General features: G+C 47.6%; 19 protein-coding genes. 1 reads left to right on the top strand and 18 read right to left on the bottom strand.

From position 1 onward, the window contains the following. Position 1: 1 nt before the first annotated feature. The 12 genes from JOE49_RS11670 to thpR all read right to left on the bottom strand — a co-directional run bounded on the left by JOE49_RS11670 (position 2) and on the right by thpR (position 15,665). Complete coding sequence (locus JOE49_RS11670; RefSeq protein WP_209941252.1) at positions 2-1,339, bottom strand: O-antigen ligase family protein; 1,338 nt, start codon at positions 1,337-1,339, stop codon at positions 2-4. A 10-nt stretch (positions 1,340-1,349) separates the two neighbouring features. Next, complete coding sequence (locus tag JOE49_RS11665; RefSeq protein WP_209941250.1) at positions 1,350-2,285, bottom strand: glycosyltransferase; 936 nt, start codon at positions 2,283-2,285, stop codon at positions 1,350-1,352. After that, positions 2,285-2,983 (bottom strand): sugar transferase, encoded by a 699-nt coding sequence (locus JOE49_RS11660; protein ID WP_013309152.1) that lies wholly within the window; start codon positions 2,981-2,983, stop codon positions 2,285-2,287. Before JOE49_RS11660 ends, JOE49_RS11665 begins: the two co-directional genes overlap by 1 nt. Before the next feature lie 16 nt (positions 2,984-2,999). Continuing rightward, positions 3,000-3,893, bottom strand: a complete 894-nt coding sequence (gene galU / locus JOE49_RS11655) for a UTP--glucose-1-phosphate uridylyltransferase GalU (RefSeq protein WP_013309151.1) — start codon at positions 3,891-3,893, stop codon at positions 3,000-3,002. A 39-nt stretch (positions 3,894-3,932) separates the two neighbouring features. Then, complete coding sequence (locus JOE49_RS11650) at positions 3,933-4,571, bottom strand: CpsD/CapB family tyrosine-protein kinase (protein ID WP_013309150.1); 639 nt, start codon at positions 4,569-4,571, stop codon at positions 3,933-3,935. Next, positions 4,555-5,298 carry a YveK family protein gene (locus JOE49_RS11645; RefSeq protein ID WP_023987416.1) on the bottom strand — a complete coding sequence of 248 codons (744 nt, stop codon included), beginning with the start codon at positions 5,296-5,298 and terminating at the stop codon, positions 4,555-4,557. The genes JOE49_RS11650 and JOE49_RS11645 overlap by 17 nt, the downstream gene beginning before the upstream one ends. 281 nt (positions 5,299-5,579) lie before the next feature. Continuing rightward, positions 5,580-6,218: a response regulator gene (locus JOE49_RS11640; RefSeq protein ID WP_013309148.1), complete on the bottom strand. Its 639-nt coding sequence runs from the start codon at positions 6,216-6,218 to the stop codon at positions 5,580-5,582. A 116-nt stretch (positions 6,219-6,334) separates the two neighbouring features. Further along, positions 6,335-7,972 (bottom strand): sensor histidine kinase, encoded by a 1,638-nt coding sequence (locus JOE49_RS11635; RefSeq protein WP_028543112.1) that lies wholly within the window; start codon positions 7,970-7,972, stop codon positions 6,335-6,337. 321 nt (positions 7,973-8,293) lie between these two features. Beyond that, complete coding sequence (gene gltB, locus JOE49_RS11630) at positions 8,294-12,892, bottom strand: glutamate synthase large subunit (protein WP_209941248.1); 4,599 nt, start codon at positions 12,890-12,892, stop codon at positions 8,294-8,296. Positions 12,893-13,355: 463 nt separating this feature from the next. Further along, a complete protein-coding gene (locus JOE49_RS11625) occupies positions 13,356-14,039 on the bottom strand; it encodes a metal-dependent hydrolase (protein WP_028543114.1) in 684 nt (227 codons plus the stop codon). A 135-nt stretch (positions 14,040-14,174) separates the two neighbouring features. Further along, positions 14,175-14,987: a cell wall hydrolase gene (locus JOE49_RS11620; protein ID WP_209941246.1), complete on the bottom strand. Its 813-nt coding sequence runs from the start codon at positions 14,985-14,987 to the stop codon at positions 14,175-14,177. Between the two features lie 111 nt (positions 14,988-15,098). After that, entirely contained in the window at positions 15,099-15,665 is a 567-nt protein-coding gene (thpR, locus tag JOE49_RS11615) for an RNA 2',3'-cyclic phosphodiesterase (protein ID WP_209941244.1), read from the bottom strand. 227 nt (positions 15,666-15,892) lie between these two features. Here thpR and JOE49_RS11610 point away from each other — a divergent pair, with 227 nt between their 5' ends. Continuing rightward, on the top strand, positions 15,893-16,849 hold the full coding sequence (locus JOE49_RS11610; RefSeq protein WP_053324847.1) for a D-2-hydroxyacid dehydrogenase: 957 nt from the start codon (positions 15,893-15,895) through the stop codon (positions 16,847-16,849). A 4-nt stretch (positions 16,850-16,853) separates the two neighbouring features. On the opposite strand, the gene JOE49_RS11605 is transcribed toward JOE49_RS11610, so the two are convergent. The 6 genes from JOE49_RS11605 to JOE49_RS11580 form a co-directional block, all read right to left on the bottom strand. After that, entirely contained in the window at positions 16,854-17,840 is a 987-nt protein-coding gene (locus tag JOE49_RS11605; protein ID WP_209941242.1) for a TRM11 family SAM-dependent methyltransferase, read from the bottom strand. A 13-nt stretch (positions 17,841-17,853) separates the two neighbouring features. Beyond that, positions 17,854-18,798, bottom strand: coding sequence for an MsnO8 family LLM class oxidoreductase (locus tag JOE49_RS11600; RefSeq protein ID WP_023987409.1), 945 nt, complete (start codon positions 18,796-18,798; stop codon positions 17,854-17,856). Between the two features lie 69 nt (positions 18,799-18,867). Then, positions 18,868-20,283 carry a deoxyguanosinetriphosphate triphosphohydrolase family protein gene (locus tag JOE49_RS11595; RefSeq protein ID WP_028543119.1) on the bottom strand — a complete coding sequence of 472 codons (1,416 nt, stop codon included), beginning with the start codon at positions 20,281-20,283 and terminating at the stop codon, positions 18,868-18,870. Positions 20,284-20,685: 402 nt separating this feature from the next. After that, positions 20,686-21,597 (bottom strand): nickel transporter permease, encoded by a 912-nt coding sequence (gene nikC, locus JOE49_RS11590; RefSeq protein ID WP_025720529.1) that lies wholly within the window; start codon positions 21,595-21,597, stop codon positions 20,686-20,688. 35 nt (positions 21,598-21,632) lie between these two features. After that, a complete protein-coding gene (locus JOE49_RS11585) occupies positions 21,633-22,637 on the bottom strand; it encodes an ABC transporter permease (RefSeq protein WP_053324844.1) in 1,005 nt (334 codons plus the stop codon). Positions 22,638-22,666: 29 nt separating this feature from the next. After that, complete coding sequence (locus tag JOE49_RS11580; RefSeq protein ID WP_068938672.1) at positions 22,667-24,322, bottom strand: ABC transporter substrate-binding protein; 1,656 nt, start codon at positions 24,320-24,322, stop codon at positions 22,667-22,669. Between the last annotated feature and the right edge of the window lie 383 nt (positions 24,323-24,705).

Below are 24,705 nucleotides of genomic sequence, written 5' to 3'. Positions count from 1 at the left end.
ATCACTTCTCTTTGCGAAAATCGGTTTGAGTAGATGTCTGGTATAACGCGTTCAAATACCAGCAAAATGGAATAATCATCTGAACCGTCGACAACGTATTATCTGAAAACGAGTAGATCAGAAAGCCTGCAATTAAGCTTGCAAAATAAGGTTTGATAGACTTGGCAAGCGACCGGTAAATGAGAGCGAACACGATCAGCAATGAAAGCATTAATAGCCCGCAACCGATATATCCCGTGTCAAAATAAAAGCGTATATACTCGTTATGCGGTACAACAAAGCCATTGAATAATGTCCCGTCGTTCGCGACCGTTACCGCGCCAAGACCTCTCCCTGACCAAGGGTAATCATGTACTCTGTTCAAAAAATATTCCCATGCCTCCGAGCGTCCCGACAGGTCAATGCCTGTATCGGTCTCCCGTTCGAAGGAGCGTTTTTTTAAATTGTTCCATTGCAGGGCCACCGCCCCCAGAGCAACCAAAAACGATCCGGCCAGCGGTAGCAAATAATTGACTTTCCCCTTGAGGTACTGACGGGCAATATCAAACAGATATACAGCAAACATTAATAACAAAGCCAGAATCGGTCCACGTGTACCGGTAGCGATCAGAATCAGAAAGTTCAGTGCCAACACAGTGTAATAAAAAGCGGCTTGCTTGGGTTTGCGCTTGACCTCAATTAGAGAGACGGCAATTCCGAGAAAGGAGAGCATTGCCAGATGCGGCGGTATATTCGCTCCTTGTACTCTGACTGCGCCCGTAAATTCCACATCCGTAAACGAATGCAGCCCTAAAACCTGCAAACCCAGTCCAATGGCCACACTAATAATTGGCAACAGACTGATCAGTCGGATATGCTTTTCTGCCACATCCTTTTTCCACTGGATCAGTAAAAAAAAGAAAGGGAGTGATAAACCGACGAACGCCTTGACGGCAATCGAGGTCGTTAACAAAGGCAGCCATGCTGAAAATCCAAATGTGATCCCCAGCATGATCACCAATGCCCAGACCGGATAGCTGAACTTGAGACGTATGCCATACACGAGCATGCACGGCACCAGCAGAGCCAAAATGCCTAATTTGTACAATGACAAAATCTCAATACCGAACACGCCACCCTGATACAGAGAATCGACTGAGACTGCTGTACTTAGCAAAACAGCATAGCTGATGCGCTCCGGATGATGGATAGAAACAGCCAGCAAGAGCAGTAAACATACCGCCGCAATACTGACCACCGGCTGATAGGTAGCCGCAATTCCTACAGCAAGAGCGCCCAGTAGAAAAATAAAAACATGCTGTATGGTGTTTATTCTAGTAGTCCAAGGATAGTTACTCATGTTCCATCTTTCACCCCGCAGCTGACTCGCTTTTCCGGTTGCGCAGTGTATCCAGCGTCCCACGGATACTTTCAAGCCTGCACCGGTTCAACAGCTTCCTGCCCTCACTACGTGCCAGCAGGGAATCCACAGTGATGTATAACACTTTGGCTGCCATCTTCGCCATCAGCATCGCGTTGCCGCGCAGACCTACGGCCTGAGCAGCGTTAGACATGCCCTGACAATAGTAGCGGTTCATGATCCATTCTTTCGTTAACCGTGAAGACGGCACAAAATGTTCCACAGACATGTGTGGATGATACATAATCGTTCCACCATTTTTACGGATTTGCTCAAATACCCACGATTCTTCACCTGATAGAAGGATATCTCCCTTTCTGCCTAGATGAAGCGGGAACATAACGGCGGCAAAAGCCGTTTTGCGCATCGCCATATTCGCTCCAAATGGATTCAGTCCAGACGGATATTCACGAACGGCTTTGCCCAGATCAATAATCGTGTAAGGCAGTTCAAGCGGGCCTGTTAGCCAACCCGGTCGTTCCGTCTCAAACATAGGGTCAATTTTCCCACCCATAGCCGTCAGCTCAGGATTGTTCCCGAATGCTGACATAATCGTTTGCAACCATGTAACACACGGAATTGCATCATCATCGAGAAAAGCAATGACTTCCGCTCTTGATAACGTAATGCCTGCATTACGAGCAGCAGACAATCCTTGTTCGCGCTCATAATGATATCGGAGATGGATATTCTGACCATAGGCGACGGTGAACCTTTTGATCGTCGCTGCTGTATGATCGGTGGATCGGTTATCGACCACAATGATCTCAGCCAGTGCAAGGTCTTCCAGCTCCAGCAGGGACATTAACGTTTTCTCCAGCAGGTCCGCCCGGTTATAGGTGCAAATAACGACGGACACTGCGGGACATCGCTTGAATGCATCCATCAGTAAGCATCCTTGGAGAACAGCATTTTAACGCCTGTTTTCATGATGATTTTCAAATCGAGCCACGTATTGCGAACATGAATATACTTCAAATCCATTTGCACCATTTCTTCGAAGCCTACACTGTTACGTGCGCTCACCTGCCAGTAACCCGTACATCCCGGTGTTACAATCAGGCGTTGCTTATCATAATCGGAATATTGCTCGACCTCGCTGGGCAACGGCGGACGCGGACCGACTAAGGTCATGTCGCCGACCAACACGTTCCACAGCTGCGGAATCTCATCAATACTCGTCTTGCGCAGAAAACTGCCAATTTTCGTGATCCGAGGATCGTTCTTAATTTTGAACATGGCGCCGCTCACTTCATTCAGCTCCATCAAGTCCTTTTTCAGTTCCTCAGCATTGGACACCATTGAACGGAATTTATACATATCGAATAACTTCTCATTCTTGCCCACCCGAGTTTGCTTGAAAAACACGCTTCCCTTTGGGTCTTCAAGCTTAATCAAAACGCCTACCACTACAAAAAGCGGAAGCAAGACGATCAAGCCCACAAACGACAGCAGCATATCAAGGAGGCGTTTTGTGACCAGGTAGGACGTTTTATCCTGAATTTGTGTATTTCCGTATGGCATGTAAAACGCTTTACCTGACATGACAGCCTCGCCGTCCTCCGGTAAATTTTCCATGCTCATGCTGACGTACCCCCTCTCAACCTGCCGTGGTTGCTTTCTCGGTCTTTTTCAACCATTCATTCATGGCCTCCATAACCGGATACTTCAAATCATCGCTGGCAAGTGCAAATTCAAGTGTGGTTAAAATATATCCAAGACGCTCACCCACGTCATAACGTGTGCCTTCAAAATCATAGGCGTACACACGCTCACTCTGATTCAGCTTTTGGATCGCATCCGTCAGCTGAATTTCGCCGCCAGCTCCTTTTTCCTGAAGATCAAGATATTTGAAAATTTTCGGTGAGAACACGTAGCGACCCATAATAGCCAAATCGGATGGCGCTGTGCCTGGAGCCGGTTTTTCTATAAAATTATTCACTCGGTACAAGCGTCCGTCCTGCTGATCCGGTTCAATGATGCCGTACCGGTTCGTAAATTCCTGCGGTACCCGTTGCACACCGATAACCGAATTTTGAGTTTCCTCATACTGATCCATCAGCTGGCGCAGGCAAGGTTTCTGACCTGTTACGATATCATCGCCCAGCAGCACACCAAACGGCTCGTCCCCGATAAAGCGTCTTGCGCACCATACCGCATGTCCAAGACCTTTGGGTTCTTTTTGGCGAATGTAGTGAATTTCCACTCCCGAAGAACGCTGTACTTCCTCCAGAAGCTTCAGCTTACCGTCCTCGAGCAGTTTGGATTCCAGCTCAAATGCGTTGTCAAAGTGATCCTCAATGGCACGTTTGCCTTTACCCGTAACGATAATAATGTCCTCAATACCAGAAGCAATCGCTTCTTCCACGATATATTGAATCGTAGGCTTATTGATAATTGGAAGCATTTCCTTAGGCATCGCTTTTGTGGCAGGGAGGAAGCGCGTACCTAACCCTGCTGCTGGAATAATGGCCTTTTTCACTCTTTTCGTCATCGCACTCATTCTCCTTGCTTCATCGAATTTTGGTGTTGCTTACTTCACCTGATTCATCACAATTCCAACCAGCGTCGCACTGGCCTGCTCCATGAGTTGCTTTGTTTTGCGTAGATCTTCCCGTTTGGTACGACCATGTCTAGCAACGAGAATCACACCATCCGTCAAGCCTGCAATCAAGCGAGCATCCGTATAATTCAACGCCGGAGCCGAATCAAGCAAGATGATGTCATATTCACGTTTGAGCTCTTCCAGCAGCTCAGCCATACGTTCGCTACCGAGCAGATCTGCTGCGTTGTACAGGGTGTCTCCACCGGGAACAACCGATAGCTCCAGCCCACCATGCCTAACGATAGACTTGGAAGAAGCCCCACCGCGCAAATAAGCCGATAGACCTCCGGTATTCTCCATTCCGAATATCTCGTGCAGCGCTGGTTTATGCAGATTGCAATCCACCAGAGCCACCTTCTTGCCTTCTTGTGCAAAGGAAACTCCGATGTTGGCGAGCAGTGTAGTTTTACCCGCTCCGCTTTCCGGCGAGGTCAACAATAGAACCGTTCCACGGTCCTTTTGCCCAATCACCTGCTGCCGGATGTATGTACGGAGGGATCGAAATGATTCCGAGATATACGATGATGGATTACTTTCTGTAATCAACATGTCATTCAATCGCAGCATATTTACGCTCCCCTACCCGTTCTTTGGAATTTCCGGCTGCTCCATCGACGTCCTTCTTGCGAATGACTGGAATCGATGCAATTACCGGAATACCGATGTCCGCGTCCGCTTCTTTCTCCGAGCGCAGCGTGCCGTTAATGCTTTCCAGGAACACAATCGTGCCCAATGCAATCATCAGCGATACGAGAAAACTAATCGCAATATTCATGAGCGGGTTCCCATTAATCGGGTCAGGGTTGGCCTGAGGGTCCGCTTCATTTAAAATTTTCACATTATTCAATTCCATCAATCCCGGAACTGTCTGTACGAATTTCTGGGTTACCGCGTTTACAACCGCTGCGGCCTGTGGATAGCTCCCTGCCTCAAACGTCAAACCGATAACCTGACTTTTATCCGAGGATTTAATCTGCAGCTTCTCTGCCAACTTCTGCTGCGTCAAACCGAACTCGGGATGAGCCGCTACAACAGCGTCCATAATTTTAGGTGAAGTGAGAATTTGCTTGTAGCTTTCCACCAAATTAAGACTTGTGTTGACGTCGTTCAGATTGTTACTCCCCTGCTTGGCGGAAATATGATTAACCAGCAGTTGGCTTGAAGCGGAATAGACTGGCTTCACAACATTGTCGCTCACAAAGTATGTTGTTACACATGAGAGAATGACAAAAATTGCGATCAGCCACAATCTTCTTTTGATCAGGACTAGATAATCCAAAATGGTTTTCTCCACAAAAATCCTCCCTCCTATACAATTTCTCTACATATTTAAGTATGACTTTATTGTAACAATTGGCTCTGTGAACGACATGGAACCGAATGGCACTTTCTCCCTCACTATGGGGGGAGGGAAATGTATACTTTCGGATACGGCATGGTATACTTTTGTACCATGCTTTGTCGATTATGGAAAAAGAAATCGAAAAAAGCCTCAAAATCACAAAGCTTGGTGATTTTGAGGCTTTTCTTTCCACTCGCATATAAAAGTGCAGCGCAGCTTATAGAGTCAGCGCATCATACCATGTTTGTTGGCTCGTACTTCGCCAGACCAATGGCATTGGCATACAATGCCGCCTGCGTACGATCCGCCAGCCGCAGCTTGGCCAAAATCTGACTGACATGCTTTTTGACTGTGAACTCACTGATAAATAACCGCGATGCAATTTCACGATTGCAGGCTCCTTGTCCCAGCTCGACCAGCACTTCCTTTTCCTTTGGCGTCAGGTCGTCCGACAGATTGCCCGCATCTTCACGCAGCTTGTTTTCGAGAATAGCCGGATCATAATATTTGCGTCCTTTGTTGACAAGATGAATCGCGTAAATTAATTCCTCAGGCAATGCTTCCTTAAGCACATAACCATCCACGGAAGCTTCCTCTGCTTTCAGAAAATCTTCACGTGTTGCGGAAGAGGTCAGCAAAATAAATTTGCTTCTGAAACCACGTCCGCGCGCTATCTTGATAATATCCAGCCCCGATTCATCAGCTAGTTTCAAATCCAGCAGCACCAGATCCGGATCTGTTTCCTCGATCACCACAAGTGCTTCCTGTTGATTCTGGGCCTCTCCCGCAAACTGAACATTGGGCTGCATGGATATAACCGCAGCGAGTCCTTTCCGTACTAAAGGATGATCATCGACAATGACAATTTTCATGATTCGGCCTCCTGTCTACAGTTCAGGATTTGCATAATCCCTATGTATCCGATTGTTACCGCAGATTTTGTATTGCAGAATGTTCACGCATTTTATTCGAGGATTTTGCAAAATCCTCATTCATAAGCATTTACCGGAATGGACAATCGGATCTGTGTTCCCTCTCCGATTCGACTTGAAATATCAAATTCGCCTCCCATCGATTGAGCTAAATATTCCATATTCATCATGCCCAGGCCCCCGCCTGCACTGACCGCCTCACCTCCTGCTACCATTCTCGCCGTCTCAAACCCTACTCCGTCGTCATGAATAGACAGTCTAATCACTTGGGGCGTCAATTTTAACTTCACATCAATTCGCTTGGCCAATCCATGACGGATTGCGTTCCCCGCCGCTTCGGAAATGATGCGGAACAAAGCTTTTTGGTACAAATACGGAAGTGAATAATGATCACCATGAATGTCAAAATCAATTTGTACATGGTTCAGCTTGGAGAGTGTATGGAGATGACTTTTCACCGTCCCTAACCAAGTTGAGCCTCCGCTTTTTTTCGAGCTTAGACTATGAATCGCCCCTTTCAGCTCTCTAACCGCTTGGTTAGCAGATTGCTGAATTAGATCAATTTGCTCCTCCACCTGCTCCTTTGGCTGATGACACCAGGTTTGCCGGAGAGAATGCGTTGCGTACACAATACCAAAAAGACTTTGAGAAACATTGTCATGCATTTCATTTGCAATTCGGTTCTGCTCATTCGTCACAATCAGCTGATTTTCAATACGCTCCAGCTCATAGCGCTCCAAGAACACAGCGCTCAGCTCAGCCAAGAATATCAGTTGTTGCACGAGCCAGCGTCTTCCTGTCAGACTTTGATCCGGGCCCAGCTTGAGGCCAATCGTCGCTACAAAACGGGTCGTCATCGGTACTGTGATCATGAGGAAATCGCCCCATTCTGGCAGATGTCTGAAAAATGGTTCACGCTCTTCCCTGAATTCCTCCCGATAATTCCCCAGCTCCTCAAATAGCTGCTCCTCCTCCTCTACCGTCCAGCCTGTCTGGCTACTTTCCGGTGCATCCTCCTCCTGACTATCCAGCCAGAAAAATGCACGGCTCTGCTTTGTTAGCTTGACAGTATAGTCTGAGATGACCTGGCCGAGATTTAAAGCCTCATTGTGGCTGGTCGTCTCCATGATGTGGTAAATCGACTTGATATGATCCATCGTCTCATTGGCTTGTTCTTTAGCCACCTTCAGTTCGTCCTTCATGACGCCGATAACCTGCATTGCCATCGTAGTTACGATCAGTACCAGAAACAAATTGATATTCTGCAATATAAGATCCCACAAAAAATATTGACCTGGTGTAAAAAAGATATAACAAAATGTAAGCACCAAGCCGATATAAGAAAGGAGGAGTGTCCAACTGTATCTCATAGACAGATGAGCACAAGCCACCAGCATGGGGGTAATCACATACCATTTGAACGGGCTATCCATCCCTCCGGTTGGGAATAACAACAAAATGATCCCTGCTGTTTCTAGTGCAATGCTGCATTTCAATACCATATCATGAAGTCTGTATTTACGGTAAATCCAAGTAAATGCTGTAACGGATAAAAATAGAAAACCAATCAGTAATAGCTTCTGCCACACGATTAACCTAGATGATTCGAACAGAAAAACAAGTGACGTTAGAGATAGTGATACATAACGGTATAAAAAAATCATTTTGTCTTCTGCTGACTTCCTCAACTTCATCCTGTCACCCTATTCTGTGTTTTGAAGGGACGATGGGCATATTAGGTTTGTTTGTGTACTCTAAAAAAATCATAACCAATCCAAAAATAAATAACAAGACATAAACTCTTACGTAAACGGTTACATTCCAAAAAATTTGGTACTTTTTATAACATATTTACCGTTTCAGGAAAACATTTTGGGGGTAATGTCAGAATTTATGACGTTTGTCAAGGAAATGAATCACATTTTTAGCAACCTAAAAAAGACTTGCTGGTACCACCGTGATTATAACAGCGGTATTCAGCGAGTCCTTTTTTAGTAAATTTGGTAGTCTACATTTTAGCCCCCGGCACGCGCCAATTCACGCATATTGGCTTCAAATGCTGCCAACAGAGCTTCATCTCCGCTCAAACCAGTTGCCTCTTCTTTTTGGATCTGTTCAACCATACGCTTGTAATCCTTTGGAATCACTCGTACAAACTGCTGAATCGCAGTCTGCCAATCATCCAAAATACGTTGTCCCGCTTCACTGCCCGTGTAAGTGACATGGCGTTGAATCAAGCCGCGCAAATCCGCTGCTTCTGCAGGTTCTTCCACACCTTCCAGCAACACCATTTCCAGATTACAACGGCTCAGGAACGTCCCCTCAGGGTCATAGACATATGCAATACCTCCGGACATTCCGGCTCCAAAATTCCGTCCGGTTCCACCCAATACCGCTACACGTCCGCCCGTCATATATTCGCAACCATGATCCCCAACGCCCTCAACTACAATTCGTGCGCCGGAGTTCCGAACGGCAAAGCGCTCGCCTGCGATTCCGCTAATGTAAGCTTCACCGCTGGTCGCTCCATACAAGGCTGTATTTCCGATAATAATGTTCTCTTCTGCCTTAAAGGTTGCTTTGTGAGACTTTTTCACTATAACCTTACCGCCAGATAGCCCTTTACCGACATAGTCATTGCTATCGCCTTCCACGCTCAGCGTGATGCCTTTCGGAATAAATGCCCCGAAGCTCTGACCTGCCGATCCAATAAAGTTAAAGCGAATCGTATCCTCTGGCAGACCCGCCGCTCCATACTTACGGGTAACCTCGCTGCCCAGAATCGTTCCTACCGCCCGATTCACGTTTGTAATAGGTAAGGTACCCTCAACAGGCGTTCCGTTCTCCAGCGCTTCCGCAGCCATCGGTACGAGCTTCTGCATGTCGAGTGTTTCTTCCAGACCGTGATTTTGGCGTTGTACGCGGTAACGTACACTACCTTCTTCCAACTCAGGAACATGCAACAGCAAGCTCAGGTCTACGCCCTTCTTCTTCCAATGTGAATCGGCGTTCACGGTATCCAGACAATCCGTACGTCCAATCATTTCCTGAATTGTACGGAAACCCAATTCCGCCATAATTTCACGGACATCTTCTGCGATGAAACGCATAAAATTCACCACATGGGCAGGATCGCCCATATAATTTTTGCGCAGCTCCGGATTCTGCGTAGCCACACCAACTGGACATGTATCCATTTGGCATACCCGCATCATAATACAGCCCAACGCCACGAGCGGCGCTGTAGAGAAGCCGTATTCTTCTGCGCCCAACAGGGCAGCTACTACCAAATCGCGGCCAGACAGCATCTTGCCGTCTGTCTCCAGTACCACGCGGTCGCGCAGGTTGTTTAACATCAGCGTCTGATGCGTCTCCGCCAGACCCAGCTCCCAAGGCATACCTGCATGGCGAATGGAGCCTTGCGGGGAAGCGCCTGTACCACCGTCGTAACCGCTGACCAGAATAATGTCAGCACGGCCTTTTGCTACCCCTGTAGCAATCGTGCCTACGCCTACTTCTGACACCAGTTTCACGTTAATGTCAGCACGCGGATTGGCGTTTTTGAGATCATAGATGAGCTCTGCCAAATCCTCGATAGAATAAATATCGTGATGCGGCGGTGGTGAAATCAAACCTACTCCTGGCGTAGAACCACGTACCTCAGCAACCCAAGGGTATACCTTACGTCCTGGCAGTTGTCCACCTTCGCCCGGCTTCGCGCCTTGCGCCATTTTGATCTGAATTTCGTCGGCATTCACCAAGTAATTCGATGTTACACCGAATCGGCCCGACGCTACCTGCTTAATCGAACTGCGACGAGAATCGCCATTGGCATCCGGAATGAAACGTGCAGGGTTCTCCCCACCTTCACCCGTATTGCTCTTGCCACCGATCCGATTCATCGCAATCGCCATATCTTCATGCGCTTCCTGACTGATCGAGCCAAAGGACATGGCTCCTGTCTTGAAGCGACGCATAATGGATGCAGCGGATTCCACTTCTTCCAGCGGCACAGGCTCACCCGTAGGCTTCAACTGAAGCATCGAGCGGATCGTTAAATGCTGTTCCGTTTCGCCCTGCACCAGCTTGGCGTATTTCTTGTATAACTTGTAGTCTCCAGAGCGAACCGACTGCTGGAGCAAATGCACCGTTTGCGGGTTAAACAAATGCTCTTCCCCGTCATTACGCCATTGATAGTCGCCGCCCGAATCCAGCACTTTGTCGTTGCCGTCCTTGTCGGTGAAAGCACGGTTATGATGAACCAGCGCTTCCGTAGTCACTTCCTCCAGACCGATACCGCCAATGCGGGAAGGTGTCCAGGTGAAATAACGGTCAACAAAATCCTGTTTCAGACCTACAGCCTCAAAAATTTGTGCTCCACGGTACGACTGAATCGTGGAAATACCCATTTTGGACAATATTTTAACGACACCCTTTGTTGCCGCTTTAATATAATTTTTAACTGCCTTTTCGTGCGAGATGCCGCGCAGCAAGCCCTGCTGAATCATGACATCCAGCGTTTCAAAAGCCAGATAAGGATTAACCGCGCTCACACCGTATCCAAGCAGCACCGCATAATGGTGAATATCCCTTGGCTCCCCGGACTCCAGCAAAATGCTCACACGTGTACGTGTACCCTGCTTAATCAGATGGTGATGCAGGCTGGAAACAGCTAGCAACGCCGGAATGGCCGCATTTTCCGCATCCACTCCACGGTCGGACAAAATCAGGATGTTATGACCTTTGTCAATGACACGGTCAGCCGCCTCAAACAATCCTTCCAGCGCCTTGCGTAAGCCCTCAGCACCTTCCTTCGCTTCAAAGAAGATCGGAATTGTCATTGATTTGAAGCCCGGACGGTGTACGTGGCGAATTTTGGCAAACTCCTCATTCGACAACACCGGCGAATCCAAACGAATCTGACGACAGCTTTCCGGTTCTGGATGCAGTAAATTGCGCTCTGGCCCAATCGTAGTTGCGGTTGACGTTACAATCTCTTCACGAATGGCGTCAATCGGCGGGTTCGTGACTTGGGCAAACATTTGTTTAAAGTAATTGTACAAACGTTGCGGACGATCAGACAGCACCGCCAATGGTGCGTCGTACCCCATTGAGCCAATCGGTTCTGCACCTGTAAGTGCCATCGGCTCCAGAATTTTGCGCAGTTCTTCAAACGTATATCCAAAAGCGAGCTGAAGCTGATTTACATTTTCATGTTTAGGCTCCGGCTGTTCTAGTGCTTCCGGCAGCTCATCCAGATCAACCAAGTGCTCATCCAGCCATTGCTGATAAGGTTCCTCGGAAGCGATACGTTCCTTTAACTCTTCGTCAGAAACGATACGGCCTTCTTGAGTATCAACCAACAGCATACGACCCGGACGGAGACGATCCTTATAGAGCACATTTTCAGGAGCAATATCCAATACACCCGCCTCTGAAGACAGTGCGATCAGATCGTCCTTGGTCACATAGTAACGTGCAGGACGCAGACCGTTGCGGTCGAGAATGGCTCCGATTTGGATACCGTCTGTAAACGCCATCGCAGCAGGTCCGTCCCACGGTTCCATCATGGTGCTGTGATATTCATAAAATGCTCGCTTCTTCGGGTCCATGGTTTCATGCTTGTTCCAAGGCTCCGGCACCATCATCATGGCTACATGAGGAAGGGATCGTCCGCTCAGATACAGAAACTCCAGCGTATTATCAAACATGGCTGTATCGGAGCCATCTGGGTTAATGACTGGTTTTACCTTCTTGATATCTCCACCAAACGCTTCGCTTTCAAACTGCGCCTGGCGAGCATGCATCCAGTTCACGTTGCCGCGCATAGTATTGATTTCACCGTTGTGAATCATAAAACGATAAGGATGCGCACGGTCCCAGCTCGGGAACGTATTCGTGCTAAAACGGGAATGGACCAGCGCGATCGCCGATGTCACCCGCTCATCCTGCAAATCCAGATAAAATTTGCCTACCTGTTCGGTTGTCAGCATTCCTTTGTATACAACCTTGCGACATGACAAACTTGGAATATAGAACGACTCACCGTTCTCATCCTCTTGGTTATAGCGAATAGCAAGCTCTGCACGTTTGCGAATGACATACAGTTTCCGTTCGAAGTCCAGCTCTTCCTTCAGATCGCTACTGCGACCGATGAATACCTGACGCACGCCCGGTTTAGCTGCTTTTGCCGATTTCCCCAGCATTTCGTCATAAGTTGGAACATCGCGAAAACCCAAACAATTTTGACCTTCGTCCACGATGATATCTCTTAGCTTCTGCTCATGTACCTCACGAACTTTGGGATCATTGGATACAAAAAGCATACCAACGCCATAATGTCCGGCCTTTGGCAATTTGAAACCCAATCGCTCCGCTTCCTCTTGAAAAAACAGATGAGGGACCTGAATCATAATCCCTGCTCCGTCACCGGAGTTTGGTTCACTTCCCTGACCGCCCCGATGCTCCATATTCACGAGCATGGTCAAAGCCTGACTTACAATATCGTGCGATGGTTTTCCCTTGATGTGGGCAACAAAGCCCATGCCGCAGGCGTCTTTTTCGAATTGGGGATCATATAGTCCCTGTTTGGGTGGTAAACCTGTCTGTCTCATGGAACGCAACCTTTCTGTTATAAAGTCATGCTGGCCTGAAATACAGGCGGCCGAATAGAAGACAGTGGCAACAAGAGGTAACTCAAAGAACAACTACGAGGAATGGGGGACAAAACATGTGACGTATTCAAGGCGGTACGGTCCGCTGAATGCGTATGTTTTTCAATAATTATGCAATGGCTTGACTTGAAAAATACGTCGATTCCACTGATGAATCTAATTAGTTCTATCATTTTATCATTGACCTATCATGTTAGCAATTCAAAGTTTTTATGATTGTGATAATAAATCTTTTACATTACAGCTTCAACGTATCAATGCAAAAATATCTCATTTTTATGTATAAATATTCACTTTTAAAAAACAGCCTTTCCTATTCCTCTAAGGAACAGAAAAGGCTGACAAAAGAGATTTGATGAGTTTATAGACCATCAAGTGTATTCCCGCAAATCAGATATCCGTATTAAAATTCGAGACTTTCGCCGGGCTTCAATGCTTTCCCTTCAATGCCTTCTTTGTGTAGACGATCACAGAAGCCGTCTCCGTCCTGCTCAATACCCGGGAACGTATTGTAATGCACCGGTATTACGCGGCTTGCACGCAGCCATTTTGCTGCCAGCAATGCATCCTCCGGTCCCATCGTATAACCATCTCCGATCGGCAATACCGCAGCATCGATGGAGTTAGTTTCCCCAATGAGACGCATGTCGCCAAACAGGCCGGTATCCCCTGCATGGAAAAAGGTTTGGCCTCCCATGGTCAATAAAATCCCCGCCGGCTCTCCCATGTAAATGGTTTGTCCGTCCACCGTCAAAGATGAGCTGTGGAACGCAAGCGTGAATTTCACATGGAAACCGTCAAAGTGGTGACCCCCACCCAGATTCATACCGTGAGCTTTGGCTCCCAAGGATGAACAATATTCAGCCAGTTCCGCGACCGCGATTACTGGACAATCATTGCGCTTGGCAATTTCAACAGCATCTCCAAAATGATCAGCATGACCGTGTGTCAACAACACGGCATCCACCTGAATATCCTCAGCTTTTACGGTTGCCTTAGGATTTCCCGTCAAAAAAGGATCAATAATAATCCGTTTCCCCTCTGCCTCTACCAGTACAACTGAATGTCCATAATATGTGATTTTCATATCATCTACGCCTCCTTTGTCACTTTCATTATTTTGGTTACTTTCCTTTACCTATTATAACTCTTTTGCATACTGGCTTCACCTGTACCACAAAATCCGTTCACAAAGCTGAACCCTATTGTTTAGAAAGGGCTGTTATTTGTAGAAAGTATGATGACCGATAGTTTTCACCTTGGTACGCGAATGATGAACCGTAAGGTCCTGGGCCAACGTAAGCGACAGGAAAAAACAGGTGTTATCAGGCACGGCTTTATGGCCGTTCAAAGCAGCAGTAACCGCACGGATGCTGTCCTGGTTGGGCTGAACACGACGAAGACGCCCGTTCGCGACCGGACTAAATTGCGCTTTTTGATAAATCACTGCCTGAATTGTATCGGGAAATGGGGCTGACCGCAGCCGGTTTAAGACAACGTTGGCAACTGCCACTTTGCCTTCGTACGGTTCGCCTTCTGCTTCTGCCATCACTATTTTTTGCAGCAGGAGCAGTTCTTTAGCGGAGACAGGATAGCTCCAGGTAGACAACGCCTTGTCATCCTGCGTGAGCATTTTTGTCTTCGTAAAGTAGATGGTTGTAGGAGGGGTTAGGATTGCGGACTTGCTATGCTGGACCTCAGGCTTTTTCTTGCCTGTAGCAACGTTATTCCGAGCTTGTTCCGCCTGCTTCATCTGGGAAGCAGGTAACGGAGTCGGCATGATTTCTTTCCAGCTTGACTGCCCATGAGCAGCGACAAAGATGGGGCTTGTCCTGTTTGACCCGTTATGGGTCCCCATCCTGTCGCCATATGTAGGAGACGAAGAGTTCCCTGACCAGCTCAGAGATTGCATAGGTGCATTTTTATGATTTTTCTGTGTTTGCTGAACCTCAGCGTAGAGGCCTATCCCCAATATACAAACAAGCAGCACACTCAATAGAGGTGCAAACCAACGATGTTCTTTAACGATTTCCATAATGTTCCTCCCGTTAACTATAAGCACATTCCTCAGATATGTAACCTAAAATGCGCTTTTTGAATAACGCTGAAACACTATATCACTAAATTCGCTGATAGATCAAGGCTTTCACCTCATTAATGGGAATGTTTGAATTATTTGGTACATTGGTTTTTGACCCATTCGGGTTGCATATAAAACAAATTCTCCCACTTCCCACGGCTCGCTGCATCGGTCATTTGACTGCCAAATAGACGGTGGAATAGGCTGTTCTCCTGTGTACGAGCGTGCTAGGGTGATATGAGGTCGATAAGGTCGTTCCTCGGGTTTAAAACCCAGCGGTTCGGTAGCCTGGAGTATGGACTGGTACAGTTGATCCAGTGAATCACGCTGCCCGGTCACTCCCCTCCACAGTACACGCGGAAATTCTTCACGGCCAAAAAAACCTGCTTCTCCAATGCCGAGTGTGAACGGGTCATGCTCAGCTGCAGCTTGAACTAAAACCTGCTCAAGTTTCGGTATAACCGAGGTCTCCACATCACCCAAAAACTGAAGTGTCACGTGGTAATCTCTGAAATCACTCCATTTGCGAAAAGTCAGGTCTTTTAAATCCTGCTCCACCCAATCATGTAATTTCTTCTTATGCTCATTTGGGAGAGCAATAGCTGTAAAAAGTCTTTGCGATTCATTTTTCATCAACCTATACCTCCTTTCCTAATAGATATTTGTGGATATCTCAAAAAGTAGCTGTTTGGATTGTCCCTAATCAGGGTAAAGCCATTTGTTGTTATATATAGTGACACCGCGAGCTCGTTTTTACCCTAATTATGCAATTTTTTCGGCAATCTGTTATTCTTGAAAGGATGGTTCGCCAGAATATATTGGAAACTCCAAGGAATCAAAAATCGAGGAGGCTATGAACTATGGGAAACATTTTAAGCTTACATCAACTTACGGAAGAGCAAAAAAAACAAGTTCGTGCAACAGCTCCGGGCTACGAGTTGATTATTGGCAAAGCTCAGGAATTGGAGTCTAAACAAATCCGGGAGGCCGAGGTTATTCTAGGCTGGTCCAAGCATATTGCCGAAGAGGCGTTACACCCAGACAGCAAACTGAAGTGGATACAAACCTGGTCGGCTGGGATTGATAAGCTACCGCTTACCGAATTGGAGAAGCGTAACATTTTACTAACGAATACAAGTGGTGTGCATGCAATTCCAATTACAGAGCAGATCTTTGGCATGCTGCTATCGCATACACGTTATTTACAGCAAGCAGCTCTCTTGCAACGTCAGAAAACATGGCAGCCACCGAAAGGCCAACTGACGGAATTACGTGGCAAAACGCTGTTGATTACAGGCGTTGGCGAAATCGGCCGTGAAACAGCGCGGATTGCAGAAGCCTTTGGCATGCGGGTGATCGGAGTCCGTCGTTCTGGCAAGGAAGCTCCCCATGTAGAGCACATGTATACTAACGAACAACTACACGAAGCATTGGGAGCAGCGGATATCGTGGTAAATATATTACCATTCACCAAGGAAACCCATCACTTCTTTGACGAAAAAGCATTTGCAGCTATGCGTAAGGGAGCCTTCTTCATTAATGTAGGCCGCGGTGGCACCGTTCATACGGATGCGCTTGTACGCTCTTTGGAGCAAAAGCATATTGCCTTTGCCGGACTGGATGTATTCGAGGAAGAACCGCTACCTGCTTCACATCCGCTATGGAGTCTGGACCATGTCTTGATCACACCGCATATTGCAGGCGATACGGACCGATATGCCGAACGGGCGGTAGATATTTTTCTTACTAATTTGAATGCCTATGCCGCTGATCAGGAACTGCCGCTGAATTTGGTTAACTACAAAACTCAGTATTAACACACTACTTACAGATCCAGATTTCCCGACTCATACCTGTCTTATGTATGCGGCATTGCTCCGTAAGGGTCCAACCTGAGTCGGATAACAATGTTTCCATCGGCTCCGTGCTCACGACCACTGCCCGCGCGGCCAAGCGTCTCAGACTGCGCAGCATCTTCTTTTGTTCATCAGCCGGGAGCACGGAGCACAGGTTATAGGGCATATCCAATATGGCCGCATCGTATGTGCCTTCGAGCATATTCATATCCCCCAGCTTCACTAGATCTTCTTCATATCCAAAATGACGCAAATTCACTCGTGCCCCACGCACCGCCAACGGGTTGATATCACAACCGCGAATATCCTTTCCCATACTCAATGCCTCAATCATTACATTGCCCATACCACAACACGGGTCTAGCAGCTTCAATGAGCCTGGCTCTCCCTTTGCTGCTGTTAGATCAGTTGCTGCCAAATTCACAAGTGCTCTGGCAACCATAACGGGTAGTCCAGTAGAATAGTTTTGCGGCTTCTGACGACGCTCCTGCCACGATCTGTCGCTATACTGACACGTGCCCAGTAGCCACCGTTCTCCTATCCGAATAACACCAAGGGTGATATCCGGTGTCTTCATTTGCGCCTGCCCATGAATGCGTGCACCCATTCGGCGTTCGATCCCGCGCCGCTCGTCATAGTCGGCCTCATGGTCACCTTCTTTAAGGCACAACACCTTGAAAGTCTTTCCTTCCTCAAGTTGTAACATAGAAGCTGCTTCGCATAGCTCTTCCAGCGTTCCCGCATCTGTCATTACATCCAGCCTAAGATGAATAAACGGGCTCGTCCCCGGCTCCAGACGCCGATGGGACAATAGGATAAAGTCCTGCACGGGCGGCTGACCGAACAAGCATTTTAATTCCAAAAAACACAACTCACGCTCTGTTTCATGACACGCATAGGTATATATGTAGCTTGGTTTCATTTCTTCGATATTCGTTTTCTGTTTATTCATGTCATATCTCTTTTCATTTGGAATCAAGGTTAGAATTTACAGCCTCCGCTATTAGACGGTAGGAGTGAAGCCGCTGCTCATAATCGGGAATCGGTGTGACCAACAGAAACTCATCATTATCATATTTAATCTGCAAGCCGCGTAACCGTTCGGCAATATCCGACGGCGTTCCCACCAGCCAGCTGGCTCGCATTGCCGGGTCGCCCAATGAAATCTGACCAGCCCATTGCTGCGCCAGTTCATTCGTCAAGGCACATACTGCTCCTACAGCAACCATGGTACGTGGCTTGTCCATCCGGTTGGATGGCTGAAAGCTGGAGCGGTAAATGCTTAGCATTTCTTCCGTTTGCTGTTCACTCATAAACTGACCGAATACATAGCCTGTTGAATACTGGGCGGCATATTCGGCACTTTTTCGGTTTGTACCCAGCATCCACACTGCTGGCGGCTGTTCAGGCATCGGCCGGGCAAACACAGGCACCTGTTCATATTCGTATGTACCTTCCAGCAAAGCCAATAGAGCTTCCATCGTCTGTGGCAGCTCCGTCACATGTTGAAGAAAATTACCGCTCAGTGCCATTGAAGCATGAGGTCCACCACCAGGTGCTCTCCCCAGGCCCAATTCGACTCTGCCAGGATATAGAGCAGCCAGCAAATGAAACCATTCCGCGACCTTGACTGGACTATAATGCGGGAGCAAAATAGCACCCGCACCCAGTTTGATTGTCTTCGTCACCGCCCCGATATGAGACAGCAGCACTTCCGGGCTGGAGGAAGCCAGCCCCTCCATATCATGGTGCTCCGAGGTCCAGTAGCGTGTATATCCCCATGCTTCTGCCTGTCTCGCTAGTTCACCAGCTCGTTGAACCGCCTGCTCCGGACGGTTACCGGGCAGCAACGGCACCATATCGAGCACACCGAGATTCAACCTTTTCGTAGATAAAGACTGAGATTGCATAGACACATTCCTCCTTCCTGCTATCCATTACAAACCAGTTCCTTCTACTATATAGGGGTAATTTAAAGGTCAATCCAGATCATAAATCGAACCCACCTTCAGGCCGTATAACTCATTATAGATTTTTTCAGCAAAAGCATCGGTCATGCCTGCAATATAGTCTATGACCATATGCTCCCATGTCCAGATCGGTTTCGCCTTGGCTTGGTCGCGCTCATAGCGCTGGAGCCAGTCGCTTGGAATAATAGATTTGGACGTTTCCGGGTCTAGAAAAGCTAACCACAGCCGTCTGAGCATCCACTCACTCCGTTTTTGCAGTCGCTGTACGCGCAGATCGCGGATCATCGTAACCCAAGCAAAGCTTTTCAACACACTCACAGTGCGCAGCATATCCAAATCTTCGCTTCCATCTCGTACGAAGGTCACCTTTTTCCAATTTCCATCCTCAATTACACCCAAGCTGCTGACAAACAGGCTGACCCAGTATGCCTTCACTTCACGGCGGGTACGGGAATAATCGTGTTCACACATCGGCATCTTGCCGTTCCACACCTTCAAAAATTCGCTCAGCACAGCCGCTACCTTCTGCTCAATCTGAGCCAGTTGCCAGCCTTGCCAGAAGCTATCCTCCAACGTGGTGATTTTCTCCGTAATCAGACGAATTAAATACGGATCATATAAGAAGTGCTCATGTACCTCGATTTTCCCAGCCTTAATCCCGTCCTCCAGATCATGCGCAGAATAAGCGATATCGTCGCACAGGTCCATAAGCTGGGCTTCCAACGTTTTTTTACCATCAGGGATACCCCAATCCTCGCGGATGGAACGTATGTATTCCCACTCATGCAGGTACAACCCTTTTTTGTTCAGAATCCCCGGGTACGGGTATTTGTTGATCCCCAGTAACACAGCGTCCGACAAATTCAAACCATCCACGTTCTCACGCTTCTCCAAAAACATAATCAGCCGGAAATTGTGCGCGTTCCCTTCAAAATGCTCATAAATTCGTCGCTCACGCGCATAGGCCTCCTGTCCACGCTTAGACTCCGGTGTGAAGCCTCCGGCAGAGGATATCTTTTCTACCTTTGTTTCAATCAGTTGATCCAAAATCCCGTCCAGCACCTCTTCCCCCTTGTGTCCGAACGGTGGATGCCCAAAGTCATGTGCAATGGAAGCACATTCTACCACCTCAGGGTCAATGATCAGTCCTGCGTTATCTGCTTGTTCCAGCTCTACTTCGGGATGGCGGCGCAGCAAGCTTCGTGATGCTTCACGCGCAATTTGCGCTACCTCCAAAGAATGCGTCAGTCGTGTGCGGTAATAATCGCCCGTGCCTGCGCCAAACACCTGTGATTTACCCTGCAACCGACGGAAAGTCGGTGAATGGATTAAACGGGAGTAGTCCCGTTCATATGCGGCCCGTGAAGCGTCGCTTCGTGTCTGTTCCGCAAATTGCCGATGCTCTCTCTTGTCCTGCCATGTCATAAAGCCCACTCCCTACGTACTCAATTGGAGTGATTATACATTTTTTTTGCGCCTCAGGAAAGCTTACATGACTTTCACAGAGAAGATTGCAGCCATAGCGGGATGAATCGAAGTACAATAAACGTAAAATGCCATATAAAAAAGGCGTTCCCCCAGCCATTAGTTTCAGGGAACACCTTTTTTTTTCTATTTAAATGGAAGTATATACGTAAAACTTAAAAAATGTGCATGGAAAACGGAGCAGACGGAATGATGCTGTACAAGCGAAGCGGTCGCTTTTGTCCCCGAATTTCTACCATAATCATTGGCCTTATTTTAGAAATCCGGGGGCGGTGGCGATGGGAAGCATCATCTGACTGCGCAGTGGCGCTAATAGTAACTCTTAAGTTCAGTTTATATACCTCACCGCTTCGCCCTCGGGTCAAGCACATCCCGCAGGCCGTCTCCCATCAGGTTAAATCCCAATACGGTCAGCATGATAGATACCCCCGGAAAAATAACTGTCCACGGCGCGTTCTGGATATATTGCCGCGAATCGGACAACATTTTACCCCACTCTGGCTCAGGAGGTTGTGCACCCAAGCCCAGAAATCCAAGCGCTGCCGCTTCAATGATGGCCGTTCCGATCCCCAACGTTCCCTGTACGATGATCGGTGTCAGGCTGTTAGGCAAAATATAACGGAGGATGATTCGTGTATTATTGGCTCCAAGCGCTCTAGCAGAAGTGATATACTCCTCCGTTTTGACACTCAGCACCTTAGAGCGAACTAACCGCCCATACGTTGGCACATTGACAATGGCAATGGCGTACAACGCATTTTCCAATGAAGGCCCTAAAATGGCCACAATAGCAATGGCCAGCAAAATCCCCGGAAATGCCAGTAAAATGTCGAATAGTCGCGAAATGGCCATATCTGCCCATTTTCCGTAAAATCCTGCGATTAAACCTAAGGCTGTTCCTACAATCATTGAACCAATAACAGACAAGAAACCGACCCACAACGAGATTCTGGCTCCATACAGCGTGCGAGTCAGTAAATCTCGACCGAGATCATCCGTACCGAACCAATGCTCCGCAGAAGGAGGCTGCAAACGGCTCACCAAATTTTGCTCTTTATAGTCAAAAGGAGCAATCCACGGCGCGATCAAAGCAATGATGACAAAGAAGATAATAATGCTCAGGCCGACGAACGCCATTTTATTGTGACGGAAAGCCCTCCATGCGTCTCTCCAAGGGCCAGTCACGACAGGCAAATGCGCCAATGTGCTGCGTGTCGTCGGTATGTTGTTGGGTTCCATTGAAAATTGTGACATCGGACAAGCTCCCCCTTGAACAATTGGCGACTTGATTACTGATAACGGATACGCCGGTCGAGCACCGCGTACAGCAAATCGACAATCAGATTAATGATGACGAACAGGAACGCAATGATCAGAATTCCGCTTTGAATAACCGGATAGTCACGCGAGCTGATCGCTTCAAAAATGTACCGTCCGATGCCAGGCCAGGCAAAAATGGTTTCTGTCAGTACCGCGCCTCCCAGTAGTGAGCCAGTCTGAAGACCGATGACAGTAAGTACGGGGATCGCAGCATTTTTAAGCGCATGTTTGTACACGACTTGAAAAGATGCCAGCCCCTTCGCCCGAGCTGTACGGATATAGTCCGCATCCATAACCTCCAGCATGCTGGAACGAGTAATGCGCGCAATGACCGCCATTGGAATCGTTCCAAGTGCGATACTGGGCAGGATCAAATGCTTGATGACGGTCCACACCTGATCCATACGTCCACCTATGAACGCATCAATCACGGCTAAATGCGTCACAGCTTCCACCGGATCACGAGAATTCATGCGTCCGATGGAAGGAAGCCAATGCAGTTTATTTGCAAAGATCCATTGCTCCATCAAGCCCAGCCAAAAAATCGGCATCGATACTCCGACCAGGGCAATGACCATACTGACATAGTCAAACCAGGAATTTCGCTTCCAGGCACTCACGATGCCGGCGTTCATTCCGACTACTACAGCAAAAAACATGCTTGCTACTGTCAACTCCAGCGTAGCCGCCAGATAAGGAAGCATTTCCCGGGCAATCGGCTGCCTGGTGCGAATGGAATCGCCCAAGTCCCCTTGTGCCAGCTCACCTAAATAGGTCCCATATTGCTGTAACCACGGCTTATCCAGCCCCAATTGCTCACGTAGCGCCTGCTTGGACTGTTCCGTAGCCTTATCTCCCAGTATGGTTTCCGCCGGATCTCCCGGAATGGCATGAATAATGGAAAAAACGATGAGCGTCATGCCCAGTAATACAGGAATCAATATAGCCAGTCTTTTCACAATATATGAATTCATATCAGATTCACCGCCTGCTTGCGTTTGGGCTATTCAAAATAAATATTTCCGTACGCTTCAATACCTGCCGGAGAAGGTACAAAACCCTTGAGGTTCGCTTTACCTGCCATCAGCGGTGTGCTATGAACCAATGGAATCCACGGCGCATCCTGTTTAATAATCACTTGTGCTTGTTTATACAGTTCCCCACGCTTGTTCTGGTCGACCTCAACCTGAGCCTTCACCAATATTTTATGAAGTTCCTCATTCACATAAAAACTGCGGTTATTGCCTGGAATCGTATCCTTGTCCAGCAATGTATAAAGGAAATTATCCGGGTCACCATTATCCCCGTTCCATCCCAGCATATACAGATCATCCTTTTCCCCCGCCTTAACATCATCCAGATACGTGGCCCATTCCGGGGATTGGATGTTTACTTTGACGCCTATTTTTTCAAAATCGGCTTGAATGGCCTCTGCCACCTTTTTTCCGTCAGGCATATAAGGACGAGATACGGGCATTGCATAGAAGGTTAACGGCTCGGGAAGCCCGTTAGGAAAGCCCGCTTCCGCTAGCAAAGATTTAGCCTTATCCAGATCATAGGCGTAGTCCTGAATACTATCGTTGTACCCCCATAACGTAGGTGGCATCGGATTGACCGCAGGCTTAGCCTGCCCTGCAAACAATGCATCAATAATGGCCTGCTTGTTCACTGCGTGATTCAGTGCCTGCCGTACCTTGGGATTATTGAAGGTTTTTTTCTTTAAATTAAAGCCAATGTACGCCACATTAAAGGAGGGACGTTCAATTTTCACCAACTCGCTATTACCGTCTAACTGCTTTGCATCATCCGGGTTCAAATCCTCCATCAGGTCAATTTCCCCGTTTTGCAGAGCATTAAATCTCGCGGTATTGTCGGGTATGGAACGAACAATGATCTTAGCCAGCTTCGGCTGCCCCTCTTTCCAATAGTTTGGATTCTTCTCCAGCGTGATGGTATCGTTCCGTTTCCATTCCTTAAATACAAAAGGACCCGTGCCGACCGGATTACTCTTGAAATCAGCCTTTTTCTCCTGAATAGCCTTGGGACTTGAAATACTAAAGGATGGCATAGCGATATTTTGTAAAAACGGCGCCTGCGGCTTGTTTAGTGTAAATTGGACGCTGTTCGCATCTACCGCTTTAACCTCCTTAATCACCCTACTTCCTTCAGGACCGAACATAGAATCATAATAGTCAAACGAGTCACCTTCAAATTTGTATGGACTTTTCGGATCAGCCCAGCGGTCAAAGTTAAACACAACCGCTTCTGCGTTAAAGTCACTTCCGTCATGGAATTTCACACCCTGACGCAGCTTGAACGTATAGACCAGTCCATCCGGTGATACTTCCCAGCTCTCTGCAAGCCCCGGTTGGATCTCCGTTGTATTTTCCTTATATTCCAGCAGTGTGTCGAACACTTGCATTCCGATTTTTAGCGACTCGCTTTCAGTCACAATGGCAGGATCTAGCGCCACGGAATCTCCGCCGCGTCCATAAATAAGCGTGTCCTGCACGCCCTCTCCTGCTCCACTTGGTGTTTTCCCTGCCTCTGGCTTTGCTCCTTCACCTGATCCCCCACAACCGGAAAGCGCCAAAACAGCTCCTAGCGCAAGCACCAGCAGAACGGTCCAGATTTTGTGTTTTGCATACTTTTTGCTCATGCAGCAAACCCCTTTCACACCTTATATATTGTTAATTCGTTGATACCGGATGAATGCCAATTCCTTTGGATTGACATGACAAGCTTGTCCTCAAGCTGTGGTCCCAGGTTCCGAGTTCATCAAATAGGTGTAGTAGGACAGAAGTGTTCATAATCTAGTGGTGTAAGAGATGCTGTAGGGTAATGAATAGATGTGATGTAATAAATAGAAAGAGGAGTATGTGAGGTCGTGGTGAAAGTGTGATATATACTCACAAACAGTGAATATTATGTTCAAACAAAGTTGATTATTGGATACTTTACTATAAAATCTGGAAGCAGACAAGGGGGTTTTTCATACATTACCATATGTTTTTATACATCATGTCAATTAATATTACAAAC

It is taken from the genome of Paenibacillus sp. PvR133 (assembly GCF_017833155.1).
Taxonomy (GTDB): domain Bacteria; phylum Bacillota; class Bacilli; order Paenibacillales; family Paenibacillaceae; genus Paenibacillus; species Paenibacillus polymyxa_B.
Note: the sequence above shows the minus strand (reverse complement) of the source record. Positions and strands in the feature narration are given on the sequence as shown.